The following is a 26,443-nucleotide window of genomic DNA, read 5'->3' on the forward strand; positions in this document are numbered from 1 at the left end:
CATGGTTGCGCACGCACCCCGCAATGTGGCGGTCCTGGGCGCGACCGGCTCGATCGGCGCCTCGGCGCTCGACGTGATTGCCCGCCATCCCGATCGCTACCGGGCCAGCGTGCTGGCGGCCGGCCGCAACGTCGACGCCCTGGTCGCGCTATGCCTCGCCCACCGTCCCGACCATGCGGTCATCGCCGATACCGCGTGCTATCCGCGCCTGCGCGAGGGCCTCGCCGCGGCCGGTCTGGCCACGCAGCCGCATGCAGGCGATGCACCGCTCGACGCGCTCGTCGCCGATGCGTCCTGCGACACCGTCGTGGCGGCCATCGTGGGCGCCGCCGGCCTCTCTTCGACGCTTGCCGCCGCGCGCGCCGGCAAGCGGTTGTTGTTGGCGAACAAGGAGTCGCTGGTCCTCGCCGGCGAGCTCATGACCGCCGCCGCGGACGCCGCGGGCGCAGAGATCATCCCGATCGACAGCGAGCACAACGCGATCTTCCAGTGCCTGCGTTCACGACAGGCTCAGGGCGAGGTCAAGCGCATCGTGCTGACCGCGTCCGGCGGTCCGTTCCGCGGGCGCAGCCGGGCCGAACTCGCGAAGGTCACGCGCGCGCAGGCCATCGCCCATCCGAAGTGGTCGATGGGGCCCAAGATTTCAGTCGATTCGGCCACCTTGATGAACAAGGGACTGGAGCTGATCGAAGCCCATCACCTGTTCGGCGTCGGACGCGAGCGGCTCGATGTACTGGTGCACCCGCAGAGCCTGGTGCATTCGCTGGTGGAGTTCGTCGATGGGTCGACCCTGGCGCAACTGGGTCTGCCCGACATGCGCACCTCGCTCGCCGTCGGGCTGGGCTGGCCCGAACGGATCGACTCCGGCGTGGGCGGGCTCGACCTGCTGGCGCACCCGCGGCTGGATTTCGAGGCGCCCGACATGGACGCCTTCCCCTGCCTGCGGCTGGCTTGGGAGGCCATGGAGCTCGGCGGTACCGCGCCTGCGGTGCTGAATGCTGCGAACGAAGTCGCGGTTTCAGCCTTTCTTCAGGGCCGCATCGGTTTCCTATCCATTCCCGCGCTGGTCGAGGACGCCCTCGCCGCGCTGCCTGCAACGCCGGCCGATTCGCTGGAGGCGCTGCTGGAAGCGGACGCGCAGGCCCGACGACTGACCGAACGCAACCTCGCAGGCCACCTCTCTCCCATGAGCGCCGAGATCCGATGAGCGACCTGCTGGGCTCCATCTGGTGGATGATCGTCGCGCTGGGCGTCCTGGTGACGTTCCACGAGTTCGGCCACTACTGGGTGGCGCGCCGCTGCGGCGTCAAGGTGCTGCGTTTCTCCGTCGGCTTCGGCAAGCCACTGTGGTCGCGGCGCGATCGCCACGGCACCGAGTTCGCGATCGCCGCGATTCCGCTCGGCGGCTACGTCAAGATGCTGGACGAAGCCGAGGGCGAGGTCCCCGCCACGCAGCGTGAGCAGGCATTCAACCGCAAGTCGGTCTGGCAGCGCATCGCGGTGGTCGCCGCAGGCCCCGCGGCCAACATCGTGCTCTGCGTCGCCCTGCTCTGGGCGATGTTCGTCCTCGGCAAGCAGGATTATTCGGCCACCCTGGGGGGCGTCACGGGCATCGCCGAAGCGGCGGGCCTGCAGCGCGGCGACCGCATCGTCCGGATCGGCGACCGCGCGATCGACACCTGGACCGATGCCTCCATCGTGCTCACCAAGGCCGCCATCGACGGCAAGGACGTGCCGGTCGACGTCGAGACGCCTGCCGGCACGATGGTCACGCGCCAGCTCGCCCTGTCGCGGCTGCCGGTGGATTTCGACCAGGAGAACGTCATCAGCTTGACCGGCCTGACCTGGCGGCACTGGGTCGTGCCGGCCACGATCGGCAAGGTCAGCCCCGGGGCGCCGGCCGATGGCGTGCTGCAGCCTGGCGACGTGGTCACCGCCGTGGACGGCCAGCCCGTGCACGGCTTCGGCGACATCGCCACCCAGGTCGATGCGCTGGGCAAGCGCGGCGGGCCGGCCATGGTGGAAGTCGATCGCGCGGGCGAGCGCATGGCCTTCGAACTGGCGCCACGCCGGATGAAGCGTCCCGACAACGGCCAGGAGTACTGGGGCCTGGGCCTGGCGCCGCCGGATGCCGCTCAGATGCCCGGTTATGACGCCCTCCTGCATTACGGTCCGCTGGCCGCCATCCCCGCGGCCTTCCGCGAGACCGGCAAATTGACCGCCGATTCGCTGGGCATGATCCGTCGCATGCTGACCGGCGACGCGTCGCTGAAGAACGTATCCGGCCCGATCACCATCGCCCAGGTGGCGAATGTGTCGGCCAAGCGCGGGCCCGACTGGTTCCTGTGGTTCCTGGCGGCGATGTCCCTGAGCCTGGCCATCATCAACCTGCTGCCGATCCCCGTCTTGGACGGCGGGCACCTCCTGTATTACCTTATCGAGTTGGTCAAGGGCAGTCCCTTGAGCGAGCGCCACATGGTGGCTGGACAATACGTGGGCCTGGCCGCACTGGCGGGCCTGATGGGATTGGCGTTCTACAACGACATCCTGCGTCTGGTGACCTGATGCCCCTGAACTTTCTCGGGCCGGCCCGCTCCAAGGGTCGCGCCCCGCCGGCAAGCCCCGGGAACGCAGCCCTGCGCCCCACTCCTGCATCGCAGGAACTACCCCAATCGGAAGTGATGATGACGCGACTGCCCTCCCGCCGCCTGCTTGCCCTCGCCCTGGCCTCGGCCATCGCCATGCCGGCATGGGCCCAGACGACGGAAACCGCTCCCGCGCCCGCGGCGGCCGCACCGCTGAGCAGCGACACGTTCACCGCCACCGACATCCGCATCGACGGCCTGCAGCGCATTTCGGCCGGTACCGTGCTGACCTACCTGCCGATCGAACGGGGCGAGCAGGTCACGCCTTCCGGCGTGTCCGAATCCATCCGCGCCCTCTACAAGACGGGTTTCTTCGAGGACGTGAAGCTCGACCGCCAGGGCGACATCCTGGTCGTCACGGTCACCGAGCGCCCGGCCATCAACAAGCTGACGCTCACCGGCAACAAGGACATCAAGACCGACGACCTGATGTCGGGCCTGAAGGACATCGGCCTGGCCGAAGGCGAGACCTTCGACCGCCTGAGCCTGGACCGCGTGACGCAGGAACTGGTGCGCCAATACAACAACCGCGGCAAGTACAACGTCGAGATCACGCCGACCGTCAGCCCACTGGACCGCAACCGCGTGGACGTGACGATCGCGGTGAAGGAAGGCAAGGCTGCCAAGATCAAGCACGTCAACGTCGTCGGCGCGGAGAAGTTCGAAACCGAAGACCTGCTGGAGAACTGGGAGTCCAAGGAATCGAGCTGGCTGTCCTGGTACCGCCGCGACGACCAGTATTCCAAGGAGAAGCTCTCCGGCGACATGGAGCGCCTGAATTCCTGGTACCTGGACCGCGGCTACGTGGACTTCAACATCGACTCCACCCAGGTGTCGATCAGTCCTGACAAGCGCGACATGTTCATCACCGCTGGCATCACCGAAGGCGAGCAGTACAAGATCTCCGACGTGAAGGTCACCGGCGACACGGTGTTGCCGAAGGAAGAGATCGAGAAGCTGGTGATCGTGAAGCCGGAGCAGACGTTCTCGCGCATCCTGCTCGAGATGACGTCCGACTCGATCACCGCGACGCTGGGCAACATCGGCCACGCGTTCGCGCAGGTGAACCCGATCCCGACGATCGACCGCGAAAACCGCACGGTCGCGATCAACCTCCAGGTCATACCGGGCCCACGCGTCAACGTGCGCCGGATCGTCTTCAAGGGCAACACGCGCACCTCCGACGAAGTGATGCGCCGCGAAATGCGCCAGTTCGAAGGCAGCTGGTTCTCGCAGGTCGCGGTGGACCGTTCGCGCGTGCGCCTGCGCCGCCTGGGCTACTTCGAGACGGTGGATGTCGAGACCACGCCGGTGCCGGGCACCACCGACCAGGTGGATGTCGTGTACACGGTGAAGGAAACCACCTCCGGCAGCTTCGTGTTCGGCCTGGGCTATTCGCAGCTCTCCGGCCTGACCACGTCCATCCAGCTGTCGCAGAACAACTTCCTCGGCGGCGGCAACCGCGTCGCGGTCGAGGCGCAGCGCAGCGACTACCTGCAGCGCTATTCGTTCTCGTACACGAATCCCTTCTTCACCGACGAAGGCATGTCGCTGGGCTACAACCTGTGGTGGCGCGAGTTCGACTACTCTGACTTCAACACCGCGCAGTACTCCACCACCAGCGCGGCCGCGCAGGGCGTGCTCGGCCTGCCGATCACCGAGAACGATACCGTCTCGCTGCTCTTCGGCGTCGACAGCAACGAGATCCTGACCTTCGGCGGCTCCACGCCGCAGTCGATCATCGACTACATCGATGCGGTTGGCCAGCGCACGTTCCACGCCTGGCGTACCGAAGTGGGCTGGGCGCGCGACACGCGCAACGACTACTTCATGCCCACCGGCGGCACCTACCAGCGCGTGTCGGCCGAGATCGCACTGCCAGGCTCCACCGTCGAGTACTACAAGCTCAACTACGAGTTCTCGAAGTACTGGTCGCTAAGCCCGTCGTTCGTGCTCAACACCCGCGCGGAAGTCGGTTACGGCGACAGCTACGGCTCCGACATCTACCGGTACATCTGCCGCACGAACGGCTCCAATCCGCAGATTCCGGGCCAGTCGAACACCACCACCGCACCCTCGGCGGACGGCACCTGTGCCGATGGCGGCACGCTGGACAGGACCCTGGTCGCCAGCGGCCTGCCCTTCTTCGAGAATTTCTACGCCGGCGGCACGCGCTCGGTACGCGGCTTCCGCGACAACACGCTGGGGCCGCGTTCGGAAGTCATCAGTGGTTACCGCGGACAGCCGTTGGGCGGGTCGCTGAAGACCACGGGCTCGGTCGAGCTGATCTTCCCGAAGCTGTTCGACTCCAATGCGGCGCGCGTGTCGGCGTTCTTCGATTTCGGCAACGTGTTCGATGGCGTCGACAATTTCGATGCCGGCGAACTGCGCGCATCGACAGGCGTCGCCCTGCTGTGGCGCGCTCCGGTCGGCCCCATCTCCATCAGCTACTCCTTCCCGATCAAGAAGGAAGAGGGCGACGAACTGGAGCGCCTGCAGTTCACCTTCGGCGGCGCGTTCTGACGCCTGCCATGCGCTGGCCGGCCGGGGGCAACCGCCCCCGACGGCCAACCCACCATACGCCCCCGTGAAAGCGGTTTGGCGGCGGCTGGCGCTAAACTACGCGCCTTATGACGCCGCCCATCCACACCGCCCGCGCGCTGGCCGACCGTTTCGGCCTTGAGCTCCGGGGCGATCCCGACTTGTCCATCGAAGGCGTCGCCACCCTGGCGCGGGCCGAGCCCGGGCAACTGGCCTTCCTGGCCAACACCCGTTATCGAGGCCAGTTGGCCGAAAGCCGGGCCAGCCTGGTCGTGTTGCGCGCCGAGGATGCCGAGGCCGCGCGCGGTGCGGTGCTGGTCGCGAAAGATCCGTACACCGCCTTCGCCAAGATGGCGGCGCTGTTCGACAGCAAGCCCGTGCGCACGCCGGGCATCCACCCGAGCGCAGTGATCGATCCCACCGCGCGTATCGCCTCGGGCGCGCACATCGGCCCGTTCGTCACCGTCGGCGCGCACAGCGTGGTCGGTGACGGCTGCATCATCGGCCCCGGCTGCGTGATCGGCGACGACTGCACGATCGGCGATGGCAGCGAACTGCTCGCACGCGTGACCCTGGTCACCCGGGTGCGGCTGGGCAAGCGCGTGCTCGTCCATCCCGGCGCCGTGATCGGCGCCGACGGCTTCGGCCTGGCGATGGACAGCGGCCACTGGATCAAGGTGCCGCAACTGGGGGGCGTGGTGGTCGGCGACGACTGCGAGATCGGCGCGAACACCACGATCGACCGCGGCGCGCTGGACGATACCGTGCTGGAAGAGGACGTCCGCCTCGACAACCAGATCCAGATCGGCCACAACGTCCGCATCGGCGCCCACACCGCCATGGCGGGTTGCAGCGCCGCGGCAGGCAGCGCGCGCATTGGCCGCTACTGCCTGATCGGCGGCGCGGCGGGCGTGCTCGGCCACCTCGAGATCTGCGACCGCGTCGTCGTCACCGCGATGTCGCTGGTCACCAGTTCGATCACCGAGCCCGGCGAGTATTCCAGCGGCACGCCGCTCACCGACAATCGTACCTGGCGCAAGAACGCCGCCCGCTTCAAGCAACTGGACGCCTTGGCACGACGCGTGCTGGCGGCCGACAAGGAAACCTGATGACCCTGGACCTGCAACTGCCCGTCGACTCGGCCACCATCCGCAAGCTGCTGCCGCACCGCTACCCGTTCCTGCTGGTGGACCGCGTGGTGGAGTTCGAGAAGGACAAGCGCGTACTGGCCTACAAGAACATCACCCAGAACGAGCCCTTTTTCACCGGCCACTTCCCGGACCGCCCCATCATGCCCGGCGTGCTGATCATCGAAGCGCTGGCCCAGGCGGGTGGCCTGCTGACCCAGCTCTCGCACCAGGGTGATACGGCCGGCCGCATGTTCTACATGGTGAAGGTCGAGAACGCGCGCTTCACCAAGATGGTGGTGCCGGGCGACCGTCTCGACTTGGACGTGACCCTGAAGCGGCTGATCCGCAACATGGCCTTCTACACCGGCGTGGCGTCTGTCAACGGCGAACAGGTCGCCTGCGCCGACGTGCTGTGCGCCGAGGACACGCGCTGAGATGGGTGCCCCCAGCGCCATCCATCCCAGCGCGGTCGTCGATCCCGGCGCATCGCTGGGTGAAGGCGTGCGCATCGGGCCGTTCGCGTACGTGGGCCCGGAGGTCGAGATCGGCGATGGCACCGTCATCGGCCCGCACTGCACGGTCACCGGCCCGACGCGCATCGGCCGCGACAACCATTTCATCGGCCATGCGGCTATCGGCGGCGATCCGCAGGACAAGAAGTTCAAGGGCGAACGCGTCGAGCTGGTGATCGGCGACCGCAACCAGGTCCGCGAGTTCGTCACCGTCAACCGCGGCACCGTCACCGGGACCGGCATCACCCGCATCGGCGACGACAACATGCTGCTGGCCTACACGCACGTAGCGCACGACTGCATCGTGGGCAACCACTGCGTGTTCTCCAACAATGCCACGCTGGCCGGCCACGTCACCATCGAGGACTGGGTGATCATGAGCGGCTTCTCCGGCGTGCATCAGTTCTGCCGGATCGGCGCGCATGCCTTCATCGGCATGGGCGTGCTGCTCAGCGGCGACGTGCCGCCGTTCACCATGGTGGCGGGCGAAGCCTCCGGCCGGCCGCGCGGCATCAACAGCGAAGGCCTGAAGCGGCGCGGTTTCGATGCCGACCGCATCGCCGCCATCAAGCGCGCCTACCGCACGCTGTACGTGGCCGGCCTGCCGCTGGCGGAAGCCAAGCAGCAACTCGCCGAACAGGCGCAGGCCAGCGACGACGTGAAGGCCCTGCTGCATTTCATCGACAGCGGCGAACGGCCGTTGCAGCGCTGATGGACGCCACACCTGCGGCCCGGCCGCTCCGCATCGCGCTGTGCGCGGGCGAGGCGTCCGGCGACGGGCTGGGCGCGGGGCTGATCGAAGCGTTGAAGCAACGCTTTCCCGATGCCGAGTTCGCCGGCATCGGCGGCGACGCGATGCGTGCGGCCGGCTGCGACACCTGGTTCGATGCGAACGCGCTGGCGGTGATGGGCCTGGCCGAAGTACTGCGCCACCTGCCGCGCCTGCTGCGGTTGCGCAAGGCGTTCCGGCAGCGCGTGCTGGACTGGAAACCCGACGTCTACGTCGGCATCGACGCGCCCGACTTCAACCTGGGAATCGAACGCTGGCTGAAGGAGCGCGGCGCGCGCACCGTGCACTATGTCAGCCCGTCCGTCTGGGCCTGGCGCGAAAAGCGCGCCGAAAAGATCGGGCTTAGCGCCGACCGGGTGCTTTGCCTGTTCCCGATGGAACCGCCGATCTACGCCAGGCACGGCATCGATGCGTGCTTCGTCGGCCATCCCATGGCCGACGACATCCCATTGCAACCGGATCGTGCCGCAGCCCGCGCCGCCCTCGGCCTGCCAAGCTATGCGCCGATACTCGCCGTACTGCCCGGCAGCCGGCTCGGCGAGATCCAACGCCTGGCCCCGGCGTTCTTCGACGCCGCCCGACGCGTGGCTGCGGAAATCCCCGGACTGCAGGTTGTCGTTCCGGCGGCGAATGCGGCCTGCCGGCAGGCACTGGAGGCGCAGTTCTCCGCGCACGGCGCCGATGCTGCCTGGCACCTGCTCGATGGCCAGGCGCGCACGGCACTGATCGCCAGCGACGTCGTCCTGCTGGCCTCCGGCACCGCCACGCTGGAAGCGATGCTCTGCAAGCGCCCGATGGTGGTGGGGTACCGTATCGCGCCGCTGACCTACCGCATCGTCAAAGGGCTGGGCCTGCTGAAGGTCGAGCGCTACGCGCTGCCCAATGTGCTGGCGGGCGAGGACATCGCGCCGGAGCGCATGCAGGATGAGTGCACGCCGGAGCACCTGGCCGCAGACGTGATGCGCTGGTTCGACTCCCCCGCCGATGTCGCCGCTCTCCAGCCCACGTACGACCGGCTGCACGCGCTGCTGCGGCAGGATGCGTCGGCGCGCGCGGCCGACGCGGTCGCGGGCCTGATCGGCGATGGCCTGCGTCCATGAGCATGGGCGGCCTTTTCCCGATGCCGAAGGTGCACCTCGTCGCCGGCGTCGACGAAGCCGGGCGCGGGCCCTTGGCCGGTCCGGTCGCCGTCGCCGCGGTGATCCTCGACAAGCGACGTCGCATTCGCGGCCTCAACGATTCCAAGCAGCTCAGCGAGCGCAAGCGCGAGGCCCTGTTCCCGTTGATCCAGGAACGCGCACTCGCATGGCGGGTGGAATTCGTCGAACCGGACGAGATCGATCGCCTGAACATCCTGCAGGCCACGCTGGAAGGCATGCGCCGCGCGGTGATGGCGCTGCAGCCGTTTCCGGACCTGGTGCGCATCGACGGCAACCGCGCGCCGAAGGGTCTGAACTGCATGGCCGAGACGCTGATCGGCGGCGACGCCCTCGAGCCCGCCATCATGGCGGCATCGATCCTGGCGAAGGTGGCGCGCGATCGGCTGATGGTGCAGTTGCACTCGGCGTACCCGCAGTACGGTTTCGACGTGCACAAGGGCTACCCCACGCCGGCGCACTTGTCGGCTCTGGCGCAACACGGTCCCTGCACGCACCACCGGCGCAGTTTCGCCCCGGTACGCGAGGCGCTGCGACCGTCCTGAATCCCATGACCATCGGCACCGTGCTCATGGTCACGATGGCTTCTTGCAGGCGCGCCGCGGGGCGCACCCCGGCAGCATGACCCTCATGCCCGTTCCCTCCCCCTGGATTGCGGGCTCCTCTCCCCCACGAGGCCTGCATGACGCTGATGCATTCCCAGGGCGTACCCGCGACGCCCTACCGTAGCCACCACGCCGACGACGAACGCCTGGCCCTGCTGCGCTGCCTGCTGGCAGACCGCGCCTGGACGCAGGACGCCAGCCAGCGCGCGCGCCTCCAGCAGGTGCAGGCCGCGCTGCGCGCCCCGGGACTGGCGACGCTGGATGAAGACCTATGGACGCTGCTGGCCGACGAGACGGCGCGCTACCTGGAATTCCGCCGCCAGCAGAGCCTGGAGCGCCAGTTGCGCGGCCTGCACGAAGGCACCGCATACCACGTCGCGCCCCGCACGCACTGACCCCCGCGACGCCGCCCAGACGGCGCGCCTTCCGCTTCCCCCTGCCGCCCCTGGGCGGCTCTTTTTTTTGCGCTCAAGAGCCTGCCGGCAGTGGCGGAATGTCAAGCCTTGCCCCACCCCACCCCCGCCGTTACGCTGGCCCGACAGTACCCCGAGCCGGCATGTCCTCCCGTTTCGTCCATCTCCACCTGCACACCGAATTTTCGTTGGCGGATTCGATCATCCGCGTGCCCGAGAAGCCGGATCAGGCCGACCCGAAGAAAGCCAAGCAACCGAACCTGCTGAGCCGGGCGGTGGAACTGGGCATGCCTGCGCTGGCGGTCACCGACCGCAACAACCTGTTCGCGCTGGTGAAGTTCTACAAGGCGGCCGAAGGCGTGGGCCTGAAGCCCATCGCCGGTGCGGATCTGCTGGTCGCCGAAGGCAACGAGGCGCCATGGACGGTCACGCTGCTGTGCCGCGACCGCGACGGCTACCTGTCGCTGTCGCGCCTGTTGACGCGCGCCTGGATGGAAGGCCACCGCACCGATGGCGTGGCGATCGATCCGGACTGGTTGCGCCAGGACCATGCCGGCCTGTTCGCATTGATGGGACGGCAGAGCCTGGCCGGCCGGATGGCGCTGGGCGGCCGCCACGATCTGGCCGAGCAGCATCTCGCCGACTGGCAGCGTAGCTTCGGTGAGGACCTGCATCTGGAACTGACGCGCACGCAGCGCGATGGCGAAGAGGCCTTCAACGCTTTCGCCCTGCATGCAGCGGGCACTCGCAGCCTGCCGATAGTCGCCAGCAACGACGTGCGTTTCCTCTCGCCCGACGATTTCGACGCGCACGAAGCGCGCGTGTGCATAGCGTCGGGCCGCGTGCTGGACGATCCCAAGCGGCCGCGCGACTACAGCCCCGAGCAATACATGAAATCGGCCGCGCAGATGGCCGAGCTGTTCGCCGACGTGCCCGACGCGATCGACAACACGGTAGCGCTGGCCCAACGCTGCAACATCGAAATGCGGCTGGGCACGTACTTCCTGCCCGCGTACCCGGTGCCGGACAACGAAACGCTGGACAGCTGGATCCGCAGCCTGTCGCACGAGGGCCTGAAGGCGCGTCTCGAGAAGAACCCGCTCGCGCCCGGCCACACCCGAGAGGACTACGAGAAGCGGTTGGATTTCGAGCTGGATACCATCTGCAAGATGGGTTTCCCCGGCTACTTCCTGATCGTGGCCGACTTCATCCAGTGGGGAAAGAACCACGGCATCCCGATCGGCCCGGGCCGCGGCTCCGGCGCGGGCTCGCTGGTGGCGTGGGCGTTGCAGATCACCGACCTCGATCCGCTGCCCTACGGCCTGCTGTTCGAACGCTTCCTCAACCCGGAACGCGTGTCGATGCCCGACTTCGACATCGACTTCTGCATGGACCGTCGCGACGAAGTCATCGACTACGTCGCGCGCAAGTACGGGCGCGACCGGGTCAGCCAGATCATCACCTACGGCACCATGGCCGCGAAGGCCGTGGTGCGCGACGCGGGCCGCGTGCTGGGTTATCCGTACGGCCTCGTCGACGGCGTCGCCAAGCTGATCCCCAACATCCTGGGCGTGACGCTGAAGGATGCGATGGGCGAAGGCAGCAGCGAGATGGCCTCGCAGGAGCTGATCGAACGCTACCGCGACGAGGACGACGTCCGCGACCTGATCGACCTGGCGCGCCAGCTGGAGGACCTGACCCGCAACGCCGGCAAGCACGCCGGCGGCGTGGTGATCGCGCCGACGCCGCTCTCGGACTTCTGCCCGCTGTTCGCCGAACACGACGAAGGCGGGCGCGGCAGGAACCCGGTCACCCAGTTCGACAAGGACGACGTGGAGGCCGTCGGCCTGGTGAAGTTCGACTTCCTCGGCCTGCGCACGCTGACGATCATCGACTGGGCGGTGAAGGCGGTGAACGCGCGCCGCGCGCACCTCGGCGTGGCGCCGATCGACATCGCCACGATCCCGCTCGACGACGCCAGCGTGTACCGGGACGTGTTCGCCAACGGCAACACCGGCTCGGTGTTCCAGTTCGAATCCTCTGGCATGCGGCGTGCGCTGAAGGAAGCCAAGCCCGACCGGTTCGAGGACCTGATCGCGCTGAACGCGTTGTACCGCCCCGGCCCGATGGACATGATCCCGTCCTTCGTCGAGCGCAAGCACGGGCGCGAACAGTTCGACTACCCGGACCCCCGCACCAAGACCATGCTGGAAGAGACCTACGGCATCATGGTCTACCAGGAGCAGGTCATGCAGATGGCGCAGATCGTCGGCGGCTACTCGCTGGGCGGCGCCGACCTGCTGCGCCGTGCGATGGGCAAGAAGGTGCCGGCCGAGATGGCCAAGCACCGCGAGATCTTCCGCGAGGGTGCCGCGAAGGGCGGTGTGGACGAGCGCAAGGCCGACGAGATCTTCGACCTGATGGAGAAGTTCGCCGGCTACGGCTTCAACAAGTCGCACGCCGCCGCGTATTCGCTGGTCGCCTACCAGACCGCATGGCTGAAGAAGCACTACCCCGCCGAGTTCATGGCGGCCACGCTGTCGTCGGACATGGACAAGACCGACAAGGTGGTCGGCTTCCTCGACGAAGCGCGCGGCCTGGGATTGAACGTACTGCCGCCGGACGTGAACCATTCGGACTTCATGTTCGTCGCCACCGACGCCAACACCGTGCGCTACGGCCTGGGCGCGGTGAAGGGCGTGGGCCAGGGCGTGTGCGAGAGCATCGTCGAGGCGCGCGGCGAAAGCGGGCCGTTCCGCGACCTGCTGGATTTCTGCAAGCGCGTCGATTCCTCCAAGCTCAACAAGCGGGCGTTGGAAGCGCTGATCAACGCCGGCGCGCTGGACGCCCTCGGCCGCAACCGTGCCTCGCTGGCGCTGCAGTTGCCGGAAGTGCTGAAGGCCATCGACCAGATCAACAAGAACCGCAACGCGGGCATCGTCGACATGTTCGGCGCCAGTGCGGGCAGCGACGATATCCACGTCGACCTCCCGGTGACCGACGAGTGGCCGCTCACGCAGAAGCTGCATGGCGAACGCGAGACGCTGGGGCATTACCTCAGCGGCCATCCGATGGACCCGTATCGCGAAGACCTGCGCTCGCTGGTGGGCAGCGACCTGAGCGAGCTGGACCGCATCTGGTCGAGCGGTTCCAGCGGCGAGAAGAAGGGCTGGCGCCCCGAGGTCAATGCGATCGTCGCCGGCCAGGTGGTCGGCGTGCGCCGCAAGGGCGACAGCCAGGTCTTCGTGCAACTGGAGGATGGGCGCGGGCGCATCGAGTGCAGCGCGTTCTCCGATGCACTGAACGAATTCGGCGCGCTGATGACGCGCGACCGCGTGCTGGTCATCAAGGGCGGTCTGCGCGAAGACGAATTCAGCGGCGGCTACAGCCTGCGCATCCGCCAGGTCTGGGACTACGCCGCGTTGTGCCAGCAGCATGCCCAGCGCCTGCAGCTGCGGCTGGACCTGCGCGTGCCGGGCCTGTGGGAGCGCGTCGACGCGCTGCTGTCGCGCCATCGACCCGGCGGCACGCCGCTGCGCCTGGACCTGCTGATGGGCGCCGGGGGCAACACCATCGCCGGCATGCTCGACCTCAACGGGCAGAAGGCCGTGCGCGTGGACGCCGAACTGCTGGACGCGCTACGCGCCATGCCCGGCGTGCGCACCGCCAAGCCCGCGTTCTATCGTCCCTGGGCGAATTGACGCGGGCCGTGCGCGGCGTCACGGCCCTACCCCCCCGTACGTGACCGTCCGGCGGCTTCGGCTACACTTTGCCCCTTTCCGGCCCATGGCCCGCAGATGAACCCGAACTACCTCGATTTCGAACAGCCCATCGCCGATCTGGAAGCCAAGATCCAGGATCTGCGCGCCGCCAGCACCGGTCCGGCGGTGAATGTCGATGCCGAGGTGCATGCGTTGCAGGACAAGCTCCGCATCCGCACCGCGCAGATCTTCCGCGACCTGTCGCCCTGGCAGGTGTCGCAGTTGGCGCGCCACCCGGCCCGCCCCTACACGCTCGACTACATCAAGGTCTTCTGCGACGAATTCCAGGAGCTGGCCGGCGACCGCGCGTTCGCCGACGACGCCGCCATCGTCGGCGGTCTTGGCCGCATCGATGGCCGCAGCGTGGTCATCATCGGCCACCAGAAGGGCCGCGACACCAAGAGCAAGATCGCGCGCAATTTCGGCATGCCGCGTCCCGAGGGCTACCGCAAAGCGCTGCGTCTGATGAAGATGGCCGAGCGCTTCAAGCTGCCGCTGCTGACCTTCATCGACACGCCCGGCGCGTATCCGGGCGTGGGCGCGGAAGAGCGCGGCCAGTCCGAAGCCATCGCCCGCAACCTGATGGAGATGGCCGAGTTGAAGATCCCGATCATCTGCACGGTGATCGGCGAAGGCGGCAGCGGCGGCGCGCTGGCCATCGGCGTCGGCGACCGTACGCTGATGCTCGAGTACGGCACCTATTCGGTGATCTCGCCGGAAGGCTGCGCGTCGATCCTGTGGAAGGACGCCGCCAAGGCGAAGGATGCGGCGGAGCAACTCGGCCTGACCGCCAAGCGCCTGCATGGCCTGGGCCTGGTCGACAAGGTCGTGCGCGAACCGATCGGCGGCGCGCACCGCAATCCGCGGCAGATGGCGGTCCGCTTGAAGGCCGTGCTGCTCAATGAGCTGAATGCGCTGGAACAGCTGCCCATCGAGGAGCTGCTAACCAAGCGCTACGCGCGCCTGCGTGGCTACGGCGCTTACGAAGCGGCCTGAGCGGTTCTCCTCCGCAGCCCGAACGAAGCGCCGGTTCGTCCGGCGCTTTTCTTTGCGCGTGGCCTAGAGCGATTTGAGGAAATCGATCAGCACGCGGCGGTCCTCCGCGCTCATCGCCTCGAACCGCTGCTTCGCCGCCGCGCCCTGCCCGCCATGCCACAGCACGGCCTCCTCCAGCGTGGCCGCACGGCCGTCGTGGAGATAGCGCGCGTTCGGATCGATCGACGCGGCCAGGCCCAGACCCCAGAGCGGCGCCGTGCGCCATTCGCGTGCGGTGGCACGGCCTTCGACGTAGGTATCGGCGAGGTCCGGCCCCATGTCGTGCAACAACAAGTCGGTGTAGGGGCGGATGGTCTGGTAACGGAGTTCGACGAAACGGTGGTGCCCGGTACGCAGCTCCGGTGCATGGCAGGTGCCGCAGCGCGCGGCCTCGAATATCTGGGCGCCGCGCTTGACCCGCAACTGTCGCGCCCGCGCCTGCGCATCCTGCTCCAGCGGATTATCGAAATCGCGCTTCGGCGGCACGCCCAGCAGGCTGAGGTAGAGCGTGGTCTGGTGGATGTCGGCGGCGGTGAGCCGGGCGCCGCCGGTGTTCGCCTGCGCGCAGGCCACGCCTTCGCTGCCACGCGCGCATTCCAGCGACGCCATCAGGGGCGTGGCCACCCCCATGTCCGTATTGAAGGCCAGCGACACCTGCTGCTCCAGCGTGGCGGCGACGCCCTTCCATCCGAAGCGGCCTACGCGGCTGACACCGGCGTCGCGCGCATCGGCGACGATCTGCAGGCGGCCGGCGACGCCATCGGGATCGCCCTGCTGCGCCAGCGCCAGACGCTCCAGTTGCTGCTCCGGGACCGCTTCCAGCAAACCCAGGCCGATCAGCGACGGCGCCACCCGCACCGACAACGCGGTCGGCATCGCCAGCGCTTGGCCAGCGCGATCGCGTAAGACGTAGTTCGGACGGCGCAGCACATAGCCTGTGCCGTCCGCATAGCGGCCCGGGATCTCGGTGTAGCCGGTGAGCACGAGTTCGGCTTCCCGTCCGTCGATGTTCGCGCCGGCTTCGCGATAGGTGCCCTGCTGCAGGCGCAGGCCGAAACGCGGATCTGCCGCCTGCGTGCCCGTGCCAGCCACGCCGACGAACACGCCGAGCCGGTTCAACGGCGCGCCCGCGACCGGCGAACTGCGGCCATTGCCCGTGTGGCAGTCTACGCAGCGCGTCTGCGAGAAATGCGGCGCGGTCTTGCCGGCATGCGCGGTGAAGACGGTGTTGCTTTCCTCGGAGTGACGGCCACTCGCGAACGAGGTGTGGATCAGTCGGCGCCCTTCCGCCCACGGCTGCATGTTGTAGCCGGCGATGTTGTGCGAGGCCTGCTGCAGCATGCGGTAGGGCTCGCTGGACGTGTCTTCGTGCAGCGTCATCCACGGACCGGCGCTGAGCGCCTCGGCCGGCATCGCCAGCGAGTCCAACGGCCGCTGCACACCGTAACCCGGCCCGCGGAACCAGGACACGATGCCGTGCGAACCGGCGCGGTACACCATCGCCTCGGCGTAGTAGTTGAAGCGGCCGATGACATCGGGATTGCCGGCCAGGAAGATGCCCAGCTCGAACTCCACCAGGTCGCCCTTGCGCAGCGCGCGATGCGCCTCGTTGGCGGCGGTACGGATTTCCTTCACCAGCACGAAGGCGTTGCCGGGCGCCCCTGCGGGCGGCGTGTAGTTGGTGTTCGGATCCTGCCCGAGCTGCGCGTAGCCGGGGATCGGCGTCTGCGTGGCGACGCCGCCGGGCAGCAGTTTCATGCCGCCGTTGTCGGCATACAGCGCCACCGAGGTCGGCTCCAACGGGTCCTCGCTGCGCCGCCCGATGTAGCCGTGGCGGAAGTTGGTGCCGTACCAGTAGTGCTGCGGCTTCACCACGATGGTCAGGATGCGCTGCTCGCCCGACGTGCCGGGTACCGCATCGTCGTGGATGATGATCTCGTGCGTGCGCCGCTCGAAGTAGTGCGGCGGGAACACTTGATAGCTGTCGTCGACGATGGGCTCGCGCGCATGCCGGTCGCGCACGCGGCCACCGACATGCGTCACCAGTGTGCCGTCGTCCTGCGTGTACTGCACGGGCGCAGCCTCGTCGGGCCACAGCAGCGGCTGGTAGTTCGCCGACGGCGGCACCGCGGGTGGCGGCGGGAGCAACGGGTGCGCGCCGTTGAGCCGGACCGGTTGCGGTTCGCCCGCGCCGAGACGGAACTGCTGCGCCGCTACCACCGCGCAGGCCACCTGCTCGACCGACACACCCGGCGACGTCGACGCCCCGACGATGCCCAGGCACTTGCCGCTGTTGACGTTGACGATGCGGTAGCGGTCGCTGGTATCGATGCGTTGCAGGCGGAAGCGTTGGGCGCCACTGCCGTTGTCGTCCCACTGCTGCACGATCACGTGGTCGGCCGCGGAGCCGCCGGGGATGTCCGCGGACTTCTGCGTATGCAGGTTGCGCAGGCGATATTGGCCCGTGGTGGTTTCGGCGATGTCGAAGAACTGGCGATGCAGCGTGGCATCGCAGGCCGACTGCACGAGCGGCGTGCCGTTGGCCGCGCTGCCGTCACGGATTTCGATGCACAGGCCGCTGGCGACGCTGGCGATCCGGTAGCGCCCCGACGGCACGGGATCGACGTCGATGTTCTGCGGCGCGGCCGCCGCCACGGGAGCGCTCGAGGCGGCCGTCTGCGCGGTCGCCTGCGTCGATGCCAGCATCGGGCGCGCGCGACTCCAGAACGGCGCGTCCCCGTCCGCGTCCTCCGTCTGCGCGGAGCAGGCGGCCAGCGAAACAATGGCGAACGCAGCGGGTGCGCAGCGACGCCACGCACGGGCAAGGCAGGGGACGTGCATCGGGGGCCAACTCCATGGGGGACGCGTGGGGAACGTCGGCGAACCCGGCCTCTCCCCGAGGCCATGGCCCGCCATCCGAGGCAGGACGGGGCATCGTCGCAGAGCGGGCGATCCGCCACTGTGACCCTTGCCTCACAAACCGCGCCGGGGCACGAGGGGCGACGCTGGCGTGCGCCCCGCCGATATCCGATGCTGGGCGCCCGCCTCCGGCGCCCGCCCACCTGCATGAGCCCTCTCATCCTGCTGTCCCTCGTCCTGCAGATCGCCTGTTGCGTGCATGTGGTCCGCACCGGGCGGCCGCTCTACTGGGTCTTCATCCTGCTGCTGTTCTCCTTCATCGCGGTGATCGTGTACGTCGTCGCCGAAATCCTCCCGGATCTGCGCCACAACCCCTCGGCACGCCGCACCGTCCGCAATGTGCGCAACCGCATCGATCCCGACCGGGACCGGCGCGACGCCGCCAAGCTGCTGAAGGCGGCCGACACGCCCGAGAACCGCCGCCGGCTCGCCGAAGAAAGCCTGCGCAGCGGCGACTATGCGCAGGCCGCAGAGTTGTACGAGCAGGCATTGAAAGGCCTGTACGCGACCGATCCCGACCTGATGCTGGGGCTGGCGAAGGCCCAGTTCGGCCTGGGCGATTCGCAGCGGGCGCGCGCCACGCTGGATGCGCTGATCGCCGCGAACCCGTCCTTCCGTTCCGCCGACGGCCACCTGCTTTATGCGCGCACGGTGGAGGACACCGGCGATGCCGCGGCCGCCATCCACGAGTACGAAGCGGTCGTGCAGGGATATCCTGGCGAAGAGGCGCGCGCCCGGTTCGGCCTGCTGCTCAGGCGCGCCGGCGAAGACGCCCGCGCACGCGCCGTGTTCCAGGAGATCCTCGACCGGTCCGATGCTGCACCGCGCTACTACCGTCGCGAACAGCAGGACTGGATCGATCTGGCCAAGCGCGAACTTGCCGCCCTGCCGCGCTGACCCTGTGAGGCAGGCGTGCAGACGGACGGTTGATCGGGATCAAGGCCGCCGCTCTGGCCCGGCGCGATGATGGCGACAACGGACGGCCCTGCCGCCGTCCCGCGGAGGATCGCCATGGACCTGCTCGCGTTGCCCTGGTGGCTGTTGCCGGCCGTCCTCTTCACCCTGCCGATCCTGGTCGCGCTGGGCGTCAACCGATGGTGTTTCCATCGCACGGGGGTCAGCCAGCACCTGGTGCTGGGCCTGTTCGTCGGCACCTGCTGGATGGCCGCCTTGATCGTGATCCTGCAGCAGGTGCGTTGACCCCCTCAGGCCGCCTGACGACCCGCGGCTAGCGCGTCCTTCTGGTCGCTGAGGTCTTCTTCGGCGCGCAGGTAGACCTGCAGCAAGGCGTCGTCCGCCGAGGTCGAGGCGGCGGCACCGACCAGCAGCACCAGCCCTTGTCGCTGTCCGGCCTGATGCGCCGCCGCGCGCAGAGCGTCGATCCGTGCAGCGACGTCGCCGCCCTTCAACAGCACGACGAACTCGGCGCTGTCGGTCACCCGGCTGACGTGGTCGCCCTCCGCGTGATTGAGGCAGGTGTCGAAGACCGGCTCCAACGCCTGCAGGGTTTTTTCCAGCGTACGTTCGCCCAGTCGCCGCGCTGCGTCGGCCATGCCTTGCACTTCGATCAGTGCCACGCTGTAGGCCTCGGTCGCGGCAGGCGGCGCTTCATCGCCGCGCAGGGCTACGAGCGCCTGGCGTTCGTGCCGTACGCGGTGTGCGTCCAGCAAGGTGGCCGTGATCCGTGCGAGCGCGCGCAACGAGGTCTTCTGTTGATTGTTCAGGCGACGGGGCTGGGTATCGATCACGCAGACAGTGCCCAGGGCCTCGCCGTTGTCGGTGACCAGCGGCATGCCAGCGTAAAACCGCGCCTTCACGTCCCCGGTCACGATGGGGAAGCCGGAGAAGCGACTGTCTTCGACGAGGTCCGGGATTTCGAATAGTTCCTCCGGTTGCCGGATCGCGTGATCGCACACCGCGGTGTCGCGCGTGGTCTCGTGGTCGTCCAGCCCGATGCGTGCCTTGAACCACTGGCGCTCACGGTCGACCAACGACACCAGGGCGATGGGCGTGCCGCAGACCGCGGCGGCCAGCGCGACCAGGTCGTCGTAGACCGTGCTCGGCAGAGTATCCAGGGCGTGGTAGCGATCCAGCGTGTGCTGGCGCGTGCGTTCGCGGTCGGCGGTATCGTTCGGCTTCACGGAGGCTCCTGCGGGGTAGTCGTGCCGATGGTCGCGGCGTCCCGGTTCAGATTCCGTCAACGCGTGTGCAAAACCGAACCTCCATCACAGTGTGCGATATGGCCTGCGCCCGCTAGCATGCGCGCATGGACGCCCGCTTCCCCTCGCTCAACCTGCTGCCCGCGCACGCGGCAAGCCATGTGTGGGTGGCTTTCAGCGGCGGTCTGGATTCCACGGTGCTGTTGCATCGGCTCGCGCATGATGCGGTGATCCGGCGGCAGGGGCTTTCCGCCGTGCACGTGCACCACGGCCTGCAGACCGAAGCCGATGCCTGGGCGGCGCATTGCGCGACGGTATGCCACGCGCTCGACGTAACGCTGCGCACCGTGCACGTGCAGGTGGACCGCGAACGAGGCGACGGCCTGGAAGCCGCCGCACGCCATGCGCGCCACGCCGCGCTCGCGGCGACGATGGGGCATGGCGACGTGCTGGCGATCGCGCACCATCGCGACGATCAGGCGGAAACCTTCCTGCTGCGCGCGTTGCGTGCGTCCGGGCCGGACGGTCTGGCCGCCATGCGGCCGTGGCGCACGTTCGCGCCGGGATGGCTTTGGCGGCCGCTGCTGGAGACGCCGCGCGACGACGTGCACGCGTATGCGCGCGCGCATGCGCTCGCGTGGATCGAGGACCCCAGCAATGCGCGCATCGATCTTGACCGCAACTTCCTGCGCCACGACGTGTTGCCGTTGCTCGAACGGCGCTGGCCGCAGGCGAAGGCCGCTTTCGCCCGCAGCGCGACGCTGAGCGCCGACGCGGCCGATCTGTTGGCGGACCAGGACGCGTCGTGGCTCGCACGTGCGGCGACCGCGGATCCCGCCGCGATGCGCGTCGAGCCGTTGCGGGCGGCCAGCGCTGCGCAGCGAGCGCGCATGCTTCGCCGGTGGATCGCGGGGTTGTCGCTGCCGCCGTTGCCCGCCGAGGGCGTGGCGCATATCGAGGCCCACCTGCTGGACGCGCGCGCCGATTCGCAGCCCTTGTTCGCGTGGCAGGACGCGGTCGTCCGGCGTTGGCGCGACCTGTTGCACGCCGAGCGCCAGCGTCCTGCGCTACCGGCCGACTGGCGCACGGCGTGGGATGGCGTCGCGCCCTGCCTGCTGCCCGACGGCGGCCGGCTCGTCCTGGAAAGCGACGGCGCCGGCTTCGACACGCCGATGACGCTCACCGCGCGCCGGGGCGGCGAGCGCATCGCGTTGCCGGGGCGATCGCATACGCACGCGCTGAAAGACGTGCTGCAGTCGCTCGGCGTGCCGCCCTGGGAGCGCCGCCAACTGCCGCTGCTGTGGCACCAGGGCCAGCTATGGGCCGCGGGCGACCTCGTGCTCTCCGCGGACGGCGACGCCTGGCTGCGCGCGCAAGGCGCCCGCCTCGCGTGGCAGCGCGGCTGACATCCGCGTTTGACCTGGCCGGGGCCGATCCCCACACTTGCCGCATGGCCAAGAAGAACACCCCCGACGCCTCTCCCGTCGCCCACTTCGAACAGTCGCTGGACGAACTGGAGAAGCTGGTCGACAAGATGGAACACGGCGACATGAGCCTGGAAGAATCGCTCGCGGCGTACGAGCGCGGCGTCGGCCTTTACCGCCAGTGCCAGAGCGCGCTGGAGCAGGCCGAACTGCGCGTCAGGCTGCTCAGCGATCCGGAACAGCCCGAGAGCGGCGAACCCTTCGCCCCGGCGCCCGATGGCCGCTGATCCCCGCTTCGCCGCATGGGCGGCGGGCTTGGAACACTATCTGGACCACGTGTTGCCACCGGCAGACGTGGCACCGCTGCGGCTGCACGCGGCGATGCGCCACGCGGTGCTGGGCGGCGGCAAGCGGATGCGTGCCCTGCTGGTCTATGCCAGCGGCACGCTGCTCGGCGCCGACGCCGCCGCGTTGCACGCCCCGGCCGCCGCTGTCGAACTGGTCCACGCCTATTCGCTGGTCCACGACGACCTGCCGGCGATGGACGACGACGCCATGCGTCGCGGCAAGCCCACCGTGCACGTCGCCTTCGACGAAGCCACCGCCATCCTCGCCGGCGACGCCTTGCAGACCCTGGCCTTCGAGCACCTGGCCACGGCGACGGCACCGGCCGCGCTGCGCGTGGACTGGCTGGCTGCGCTCGCGCAGGCCTCCGGCGCCGCGGGCATGTGCGGCGGCCAGGCCCTGGACATCGACGCGACCGGCACGCAGCAGTCGCTGGACGCGTTGCAGCGCATGCATGCACTGAAGACCGGCGCACTGATCCGCGCATCGGTGCGGATGGGCGCGCTGGCGGGCGGCGCGGATGCCACGCTGCTCGCGCGACTGGATGATTTCGCCACGGCGCTGGGGCTGGCGTTCCAGGTACGCGACGACATCCTCGACATCGAGGCCAGTTCCGAACAACTCGGCAAGACCGCCGGCAAGGACCAGGCCCAGGCCAAGTCCACCTACCCCGCCTTGCTGGGCATGGACGGGGCGAAGGCGAAGCTCGGGGAGTTGGCCGACGCGATGCGCGCCGCCTTGGCGACCTGCGACGCACGCGCCGACGCCCTGCGTGCGCTCGGCGAACTGACCGTGCGCCGTTCGCACTGAACCGTGCCGCAGGCGGCAAAGAAAAAGCCCGGCGATGCCGGGCTTTTTCATGGGCGATGCCCGTGTCGCTTACTTGATCAGACGCAGCGCGAACGGGTAGCGATAGGCTTCGCCGTTGTTCGCCTTCATGCCGCCGATGATGCACAGCACGAGGTTCGCGATGCCGATCAGCGGCAGCAGCAGGAAGCCGATCAGGACGAACATCAAAACCCACGCCACCACGAAGGCGATGAAGACGGTGATCTGGAAGTTCAACGCTTCGATGGCCTGATCGTTCAACCAGCCCTTGTCGGTCTTGTCCTTGTTCACCAGCCAGATGATCAGCGGCACGATGAAGCCGAACAGGATGCCAGACAGGTGCGTCAGCAGGGCGATGGTGCGGTCTTCCTGCGGCGCGACGCCGGACGGCGGCGGCGGCGGTGCGGTGACGTTGTCGAATTCGCTCATTCAAGGTTCCCCGAAAAGTGATGGTGGTCGGACCCTGCGACTGCGCCGCGGGTCCCTCGGCAAGGATAACGGCAATCAGGGTCGCTTTCGGTCAGGGCCTCCCCGAGTCGCCGCTCACTCCCCTGCCACCGTCATCCGACCGACCAGGACCGAGCCGATGGCCACGTGCGAACGGCGGTCGACGTCGGTACCCACGGCTTCGATCCCGGCGAAGATGTCCTTGAGGTTGCCGGCGATGGTGATGCCGTCGACCGGGTAAGCGATCGTGCCGTCCTCGATCCAGAACCCGGCCGCGCCGCGCGAGTAGTCGCCGGTCACGCCATTCACGCCCTGACCCATCAGCTCGGTGACCAGCAGGCCGGTCCGCATCCCGGCAAGCAGGTCGTCGAAGCCGCCCGCGTTCGCCTTCACCTGCAGGTTGTGCACGCCGCCGGCATTGCCGGTGCTTTCCAGGCCGAGCTTGCGCGCCGAATAGCTGCCCAGCAGATAACGTTCCAGCACACCGTCGCGGATGATGTGCGAGCGCCGGGTCGCGACGCCTTCGGCGTCGAAAGCGGCCGACCGCAGGCCGCGTGGCAGCAGCGGCAGTTCCTCGATGGCGAACCAGTCCGGGAAGATCCGCTGGCCCACGTGGTCCAGCAGGAAACTGGCGCGCCGGTACAGCGCGCCGCCCGAGATCGCGCCGAGCAGGTGCCCGACCAGCGAGCGCGCGACCTCGGCGGAGAACAGCACGGGATGCTGGCCGGTGGCCAGCGAGCGCGGCTCCAGTCGCGCCAACGTGCGTTCGGCCGCCTTGCGGCCGATGGCATCCGGCGCTTCGAGCGCGTGATGCGACAGCGCGGTGCTGTACCACCCGTCGCGCTGCATGGCATCGCCCTGCCCGGCAATCAACGCGCAACCGATCGTGTGCTGGGTTTCGCGTTCGCGACCAATGAAACCGTGCGAGTTGGCGTACACCGACAGGCTTTCACCGCTGCCCACCGACGCGCCGTCGGAGTTCGCGATGCGCGCATCCAGGTCGCGACCCGCCGCCTCGCAGGCGAGCGCCAGGTCCACGGCCTGGTCCATGTCCAGTGCCCACGGATGCCACACGTCCAGGTCCGGGAACTCGCGCGCCATCCGCGCTGCGTCGGCCAAGCCGGCGGCCTCGTCGTCCTCGGTGAAGCGCGCGATGGCGCAGGCCTGGGCGACGGTCGCCTCCAGGCTCTCCTCGCGCAGGTCGGCGGTGCTGGCACTGCCCTTGCGCTGGCCGAAGTACACGGTGACGCCGATGCCGCGGTCGCGGGTGGACTCCACCGTCTCCACGTCGCCCAAGCGGACGTTGACGTTGAGCCCGGTTTCCTCGCTGCAGCTCACTTCCGCCTGGGTGGCACCTGCTGCCTTCGCGCGCGCCAGAAGGCGCTGCGACAGCGATTCCAGGCGTTCCAGCCGGGCGAGGCTGTCGTCGGCGGTGGTCGGGAGGGTGGCGTTCAATGCTTTATCCTTGTGTCCTGTGATCCGCGCGATGGCGCCGGATCGGTACCCTGGTCAGGCTTCCGCGCGATGCGGAAGCGATAGTGAGGTTTCACCATGCGCGGACGCGACCCCGACACCGGCGAATTCTATAGCCCGAGCCGAACCCAGCAGCGAGTCGAAGCCCTGGAGATCCGCAGCCTGGCCGAGAAGCTGGTGGCCCTGCCGGCCGCGCAACTGGCGCGCCTGCCGATCCCCGAGGAGCTGATGCCGCACATCGTGGAAACGCAGCGCATCACCTCGCACATCGCCCACAAGCGCCAGCTTCAGTTCCTCGCCAAGCAGATGCGGCGCGAGGAAGACGAGGTGCTGGAAGCCATCCGCGATGCGATGGACGAAGGCGGCGACGCGGCGCGTCGCGAGACCGCCCTGCTGCATCGCGCCGAACAGTGGCGCGAGCGCCTGCTGGCCGGTGGCGACGACACCCTGGCCGAGCTGCTGGAGGAGTTCCCCTCCGCGGACCGGCAGAAGCTTCGCCAGCTGGTCCGCAACGCCCTCGACGAACGGGCGAAGAACAAGCCGCCGCGCGCGTTCCGCGAGATCTTCCGCGAGGTCAAGGAACTCCTTGCCGGAGCCGAAGACGCCGGCGACGATCAATCCTGAGGTCGTTCCAGCGCAGGCTGGAATCCATGGTGACGTTCGCGCAGGACGCGAACGCCGAGGCGGCAGCAAGAGGGAAATGAATCCTGGCTCTCGCCAGGATGACGGGACGGGCCGTTGCCTGCGTTCCACGAAGTCCACGAGCGACCGGCGGCGTCTGCTCACGCCTTCGTGCCACCCACCGTCAGGCCTTCTATCAGCAGCGACGGTTGTCCCACGCCCACCGGCACGCTCTGCCCGTCCTTGCCGCACACGCCCACGCCGGCGTCCAGCGCCAGGTCGTGGCCGACCCTCTTCACCTTCTGCATCGTCTCCGGACCGTTGCCGATCAACGTGGCGCCCTTCACCGGCGCGGTGATTCGGCCGTCTTCGATCAGGTAAGCCTCGGTGGCGGAGAACACGTATTTGCCGCTGGTGATGTCGACCTGGCCACCGCCGAAATTGACCGCATACAGGCCCTTCTTCACCGAACGGATCATGTCTTCCGGATCGTCCTGCCCGGCCAGCATGTAGGTGTTGGTCATGCGTGGCATCGGCAGGTGCGCGAACGATTCGCGCCGGCCGTTGCCGGTGGGCGCCATGCCCATCAGGCGCGCGTTGAGCGAGTCCTGCATGTAGCCCACCAGCACGCCGTCTTCGATCAGCGTGGTGCAGTTCGTCGGCGTGCCTTCGTCGTCGATGTTGAGCGAACCGCGACGCCCCGGCAGCGTGCCGTCGTCGACGATGGTGACGCCCTTCGACGCGACCTGCTCGCCGATGCGGCCGGCGTACACGCTGGTGCCCTTGCGGTTGAAGTCGCCTTCCAGGCCGTGGCCGACGGCTTCGTGCAGCAGCACGCCCGGCCAGCCGCTGCCCAGCACCACCGGCATGATGCCGGCCGGTGCATCGATCGCCTCCAGGTTCACCAGCGCCTGGCGCAAGGCTTCGCGCGCGAGGTCTTCCGGTTTGCCGTCGGCGAACAGTTCCGCATAGCCGTAGCGGCCGCCCATGCCGGCGTAACCGGATTCGCGGCGACCGTTCTGCTCCACGATCACCTGCACGTTGAGCCGTACCAACGGCCGCACGTCCGCGCCGAGCACGCCGTCGCTGCGCGCCACCAGCACCGTGTCGATGCCGCCGGCCAGGCTGACCGTCACCTGCTTCACCCGCGGGTCCGCCGCACGCACGAAGCGGTCCACCGCACGCAACGCCTCGACCTTGGCCTCGTTGCCCATCGCATCGATCGGGTCGTCGCTGGCGTACAGCGCGCGCCCTTCACTGCGCACCAAGGTGCGCGGCGCATGCGCGGCGCCGTCACGGGCGATGGCGCGTGCGGACTTCGCCGCGCCGAGCAACGCCTGCGCGTTGATGTCGTCGGAATACGCGAAGCCGGTCTTCTCGCCCGAGATCGCGCGCACGCCCACGCCCTGTTCGATGGAGTGGGCACCGTCCTTCACGATGCCGTCTTCCACCGTCCAGCTTTCGCGGCGCGTGTGTTGGAAATACAGGTCCCCGAAATCGACGCCGGGGCCCAACAGGGCGCCGAACGCACGGTCGAGGCTGGAGGACGCCAGCCCGGCGGGCAGCAGGAGGCGGGATTCGGCGAGCGCGATCGGCAGGGTCATGGACATCACAATGGGGGTGGTGGACGGCGACGGC

22 protein-coding genes are annotated in these 26,443 nt (G+C 68.5%); 17 read left to right on the forward strand and 5 right to left on the reverse strand.

From position 1 onward, the window contains the following. Position 1 precedes the first annotated feature (1 nt). The 11 genes from AC23D6_RS13740 to AC23D6_RS13790 all read left to right on the forward strand — a co-directional run bounded on the left by AC23D6_RS13740 (position 2) and on the right by AC23D6_RS13790 (position 14,550). Positions 2-1,207 carry a 1-deoxy-D-xylulose-5-phosphate reductoisomerase gene (locus tag AC23D6_RS13740; RefSeq protein WP_487749797.1) on the forward strand — a complete coding sequence of 402 codons (1,206 nt, stop codon included), beginning with the start codon at positions 2-4 and terminating at the stop codon, positions 1,205-1,207. Beyond that, positions 1,204-2,565: an RIP metalloprotease RseP gene (rseP, locus tag AC23D6_RS13745; protein WP_487749798.1), complete on the forward strand. Its 1,362-nt coding sequence runs from the start codon at positions 1,204-1,206 to the stop codon at positions 2,563-2,565. The genes AC23D6_RS13740 and rseP overlap by 4 nt, the downstream gene beginning before the upstream one ends. Positions 2,566-2,684: 119 nt before the next feature. After that, a complete protein-coding gene (gene bamA / locus AC23D6_RS13750) occupies positions 2,685-5,168 on the forward strand; it encodes an outer membrane protein assembly factor BamA (RefSeq protein ID WP_487749799.1) in 2,484 nt (827 codons plus the stop codon). Between the two features lie 107 nt (positions 5,169-5,275). Beyond that, entirely contained in the window at positions 5,276-6,295 is a 1,020-nt protein-coding gene (gene lpxD / locus AC23D6_RS13755) for a UDP-3-O-(3-hydroxymyristoyl)glucosamine N-acyltransferase (protein WP_487749800.1), read from the forward strand. Further along, positions 6,295-6,750 carry a 3-hydroxyacyl-ACP dehydratase FabZ gene (gene fabZ, locus AC23D6_RS13760; RefSeq protein WP_487749801.1) on the forward strand — a complete coding sequence of 152 codons (456 nt, stop codon included), beginning with the start codon at positions 6,295-6,297 and terminating at the stop codon, positions 6,748-6,750. Before lpxD ends, fabZ begins: the two co-directional genes overlap by 1 nt. Before the next feature lies 1 nt (position 6,751). Next, positions 6,752-7,540: an acyl-ACP--UDP-N-acetylglucosamine O-acyltransferase gene (lpxA, locus tag AC23D6_RS13765; RefSeq protein ID WP_487749802.1), complete on the forward strand. Its 789-nt coding sequence runs from the start codon at positions 6,752-6,754 to the stop codon at positions 7,538-7,540. Next, the gene (lpxB, locus tag AC23D6_RS13770; RefSeq protein ID WP_487749803.1) at positions 7,540-8,718 is read left to right on the forward strand and encodes a lipid-A-disaccharide synthase; all 1,179 of its coding nucleotides are present in this window, start codon (positions 7,540-7,542) and stop codon (positions 8,716-8,718) included. The genes lpxA and lpxB overlap by 1 nt, the downstream gene beginning before the upstream one ends. Beyond that, positions 8,715-9,320 (forward strand): ribonuclease HII, encoded by a 606-nt coding sequence (gene rnhB / locus AC23D6_RS13775; protein WP_487749804.1) that lies wholly within the window; start codon positions 8,715-8,717, stop codon positions 9,318-9,320. The genes lpxB and rnhB overlap by 4 nt, the downstream gene beginning before the upstream one ends. A 137-nt stretch (positions 9,321-9,457) precedes the next feature. Next, positions 9,458-9,775, forward strand: a complete 318-nt coding sequence (locus tag AC23D6_RS13780; RefSeq protein ID WP_487749805.1) for a hypothetical protein — start codon at positions 9,458-9,460, stop codon at positions 9,773-9,775. A gap of 161 nt (positions 9,776-9,936) precedes the next feature. Beyond that, on the forward strand, positions 9,937-13,494 hold the full coding sequence (dnaE, locus tag AC23D6_RS13785) for a DNA polymerase III subunit alpha (protein WP_487749806.1): 3,558 nt from the start codon (positions 9,937-9,939) through the stop codon (positions 13,492-13,494). Positions 13,495-13,590: 96 nt separating this feature from the next. Beyond that, positions 13,591-14,550 carry an acetyl-CoA carboxylase carboxyltransferase subunit alpha gene (locus tag AC23D6_RS13790; protein WP_487749807.1) on the forward strand — a complete coding sequence of 320 codons (960 nt, stop codon included), beginning with the start codon at positions 13,591-13,593 and terminating at the stop codon, positions 14,548-14,550. A 63-nt stretch (positions 14,551-14,613) separates the two neighbouring features. Here AC23D6_RS13790 and AC23D6_RS13795 read toward each other — a convergent pair whose 3' ends face one another. After that, positions 14,614-17,430 carry a di-heme oxidoredictase family protein gene (locus tag AC23D6_RS13795; RefSeq protein ID WP_487749808.1) on the reverse strand — a complete coding sequence of 939 codons (2,817 nt, stop codon included), beginning with the start codon at positions 17,428-17,430 and terminating at the stop codon, positions 14,614-14,616. 225 nt (positions 17,431-17,655) lie between these two features. On the opposite strand from AC23D6_RS13795, the gene AC23D6_RS13800 reads away from it, so the two are divergent. Continuing rightward, on the forward strand, positions 17,656-18,405 hold the full coding sequence (locus tag AC23D6_RS13800) for a tetratricopeptide repeat protein (protein ID WP_487749809.1): 750 nt from the start codon (positions 17,656-17,658) through the stop codon (positions 18,403-18,405). A gap of 114 nt (positions 18,406-18,519) precedes the next feature. Further along, positions 18,520-18,708, forward strand: a complete 189-nt coding sequence (locus AC23D6_RS13805) for a hypothetical protein (RefSeq protein WP_487749810.1) — start codon at positions 18,520-18,522, stop codon at positions 18,706-18,708. A gap of 5 nt (positions 18,709-18,713) precedes the next feature. On the opposite strand, the gene AC23D6_RS13810 is transcribed toward AC23D6_RS13805, so the two are convergent. Beyond that, positions 18,714-19,649: a GAF domain-containing protein gene (locus tag AC23D6_RS13810; RefSeq protein WP_487749811.1), complete on the reverse strand. Its 936-nt coding sequence runs from the start codon at positions 19,647-19,649 to the stop codon at positions 18,714-18,716. Positions 19,650-19,774: 125 nt separating this feature from the next. Between AC23D6_RS13810 and tilS the strand changes: the two genes are divergently transcribed. From tilS to AC23D6_RS13825, 3 genes are read left to right on the forward strand one after another with little or no spacing between them, the layout of a single operon-like run. Further along, complete coding sequence (gene tilS, locus AC23D6_RS13815; protein ID WP_487749812.1) at positions 19,775-21,073, forward strand: tRNA lysidine(34) synthetase TilS; 1,299 nt, start codon at positions 19,775-19,777, stop codon at positions 21,071-21,073. A gap of 44 nt (positions 21,074-21,117) precedes the next feature. Continuing rightward, on the forward strand, positions 21,118-21,378 hold the full coding sequence (locus AC23D6_RS13820) for an exodeoxyribonuclease VII small subunit (RefSeq protein WP_487749813.1): 261 nt from the start codon (positions 21,118-21,120) through the stop codon (positions 21,376-21,378). Further along, on the forward strand, positions 21,368-22,246 hold the full coding sequence (locus AC23D6_RS13825; RefSeq protein WP_487749814.1) for a polyprenyl synthetase family protein: 879 nt from the start codon (positions 21,368-21,370) through the stop codon (positions 22,244-22,246). The genes AC23D6_RS13820 and AC23D6_RS13825 overlap by 11 nt, the downstream gene beginning before the upstream one ends. A gap of 69 nt (positions 22,247-22,315) precedes the next feature. Here the strand turns inward: AC23D6_RS13825 and AC23D6_RS13830 are convergent, their stop codons facing one another. Next, the gene (locus AC23D6_RS13830) at positions 22,316-22,693 is read right to left on the reverse strand and encodes a DUF4870 domain-containing protein (RefSeq protein ID WP_487749815.1); all 378 of its coding nucleotides are present in this window, start codon (positions 22,691-22,693) and stop codon (positions 22,316-22,318) included. Between the two features lie 114 nt (positions 22,694-22,807). Continuing rightward, entirely contained in the window at positions 22,808-24,166 is a 1,359-nt protein-coding gene (gene pmbA, locus AC23D6_RS13835; RefSeq protein ID WP_487749816.1) for a metalloprotease PmbA, read from the reverse strand. A 96-nt stretch (positions 24,167-24,262) separates the two neighbouring features. Here pmbA and yjgA point away from each other — a divergent pair, with 96 nt between their 5' ends. Beyond that, positions 24,263-24,808 carry a ribosome biogenesis factor YjgA gene (gene yjgA, locus AC23D6_RS13840; protein WP_487749817.1) on the forward strand — a complete coding sequence of 182 codons (546 nt, stop codon included), beginning with the start codon at positions 24,263-24,265 and terminating at the stop codon, positions 24,806-24,808. Between the two features lie 158 nt (positions 24,809-24,966). Here the strand turns inward: yjgA and tldD are convergent, their stop codons facing one another. Continuing rightward, on the reverse strand, positions 24,967-26,409 hold the full coding sequence (gene tldD, locus AC23D6_RS13845; protein ID WP_487749818.1) for a metalloprotease TldD: 1,443 nt from the start codon (positions 26,407-26,409) through the stop codon (positions 24,967-24,969). Between the last annotated feature and the right edge of the window lie 34 nt (positions 26,410-26,443).

It is taken from the genome of Pseudoxanthomonas sp. G3 (assembly GCF_057654715.1).

Coding starts and splice junctions, on each gene's coding strand:
- AC23D6_RS13740 (WP_487749797.1), top strand. CDS start 2: ATGGTTGCGCACGCACCCCGCAATGTGGCGGTCCTGGGCGCGACCGGC.
- rseP (WP_487749798.1), top strand. CDS start 1,204: ATGAGCGACCTGCTGGGCTCCATCTGGTGGATGATCGTCGCGCTGGGC.
- bamA (WP_487749799.1), top strand. CDS start 2,685: ATGACGCGACTGCCCTCCCGCCGCCTGCTTGCCCTCGCCCTGGCCTCG.
- lpxD (WP_487749800.1), top strand. CDS start 5,276: ATGACGCCGCCCATCCACACCGCCCGCGCGCTGGCCGACCGTTTCGGC.
- fabZ (WP_487749801.1), top strand. CDS start 6,295: ATGACCCTGGACCTGCAACTGCCCGTCGACTCGGCCACCATCCGCAAG.
- lpxA (WP_487749802.1), top strand. CDS start 6,752: ATGGGTGCCCCCAGCGCCATCCATCCCAGCGCGGTCGTCGATCCCGGC.
- lpxB (WP_487749803.1), top strand. CDS start 7,540: ATGGACGCCACACCTGCGGCCCGGCCGCTCCGCATCGCGCTGTGCGCG.
- rnhB (WP_487749804.1), top strand. CDS start 8,715: ATGAGCATGGGCGGCCTTTTCCCGATGCCGAAGGTGCACCTCGTCGCC.
- AC23D6_RS13780 (WP_487749805.1), top strand. CDS start 9,458: ATGACGCTGATGCATTCCCAGGGCGTACCCGCGACGCCCTACCGTAGC.
- dnaE (WP_487749806.1), top strand. CDS start 9,937: ATGTCCTCCCGTTTCGTCCATCTCCACCTGCACACCGAATTTTCGTTG.
- AC23D6_RS13790 (WP_487749807.1), top strand. CDS start 13,591: ATGAACCCGAACTACCTCGATTTCGAACAGCCCATCGCCGATCTGGAA.
- AC23D6_RS13795 (WP_487749808.1), bottom strand. CDS start 17,430: ATGCACGTCCCCTGCCTTGCCCGTGCGTGGCGTCGCTGCGCACCCGCT.
- AC23D6_RS13800 (WP_487749809.1), top strand. CDS start 17,656: ATGAGCCCTCTCATCCTGCTGTCCCTCGTCCTGCAGATCGCCTGTTGC.
- AC23D6_RS13805 (WP_487749810.1), top strand. CDS start 18,520: ATGGACCTGCTCGCGTTGCCCTGGTGGCTGTTGCCGGCCGTCCTCTTC.
- tilS (WP_487749812.1), top strand. CDS start 19,775: ATGGACGCCCGCTTCCCCTCGCTCAACCTGCTGCCCGCGCACGCGGCA.
- AC23D6_RS13820 (WP_487749813.1), top strand. CDS start 21,118: ATGGCCAAGAAGAACACCCCCGACGCCTCTCCCGTCGCCCACTTCGAA.
- AC23D6_RS13825 (WP_487749814.1), top strand. CDS start 21,368: ATGGCCGCTGATCCCCGCTTCGCCGCATGGGCGGCGGGCTTGGAACAC.
- AC23D6_RS13830 (WP_487749815.1), bottom strand. CDS start 22,693: ATGAGCGAATTCGACAACGTCACCGCACCGCCGCCGCCGCCGTCCGGC.
- yjgA (WP_487749817.1), top strand. CDS start 24,263: ATGCGCGGACGCGACCCCGACACCGGCGAATTCTATAGCCCGAGCCGA.
- tldD (WP_487749818.1), bottom strand. CDS start 26,409: ATGACCCTGCCGATCGCGCTCGCCGAATCCCGCCTCCTGCTGCCCGCC.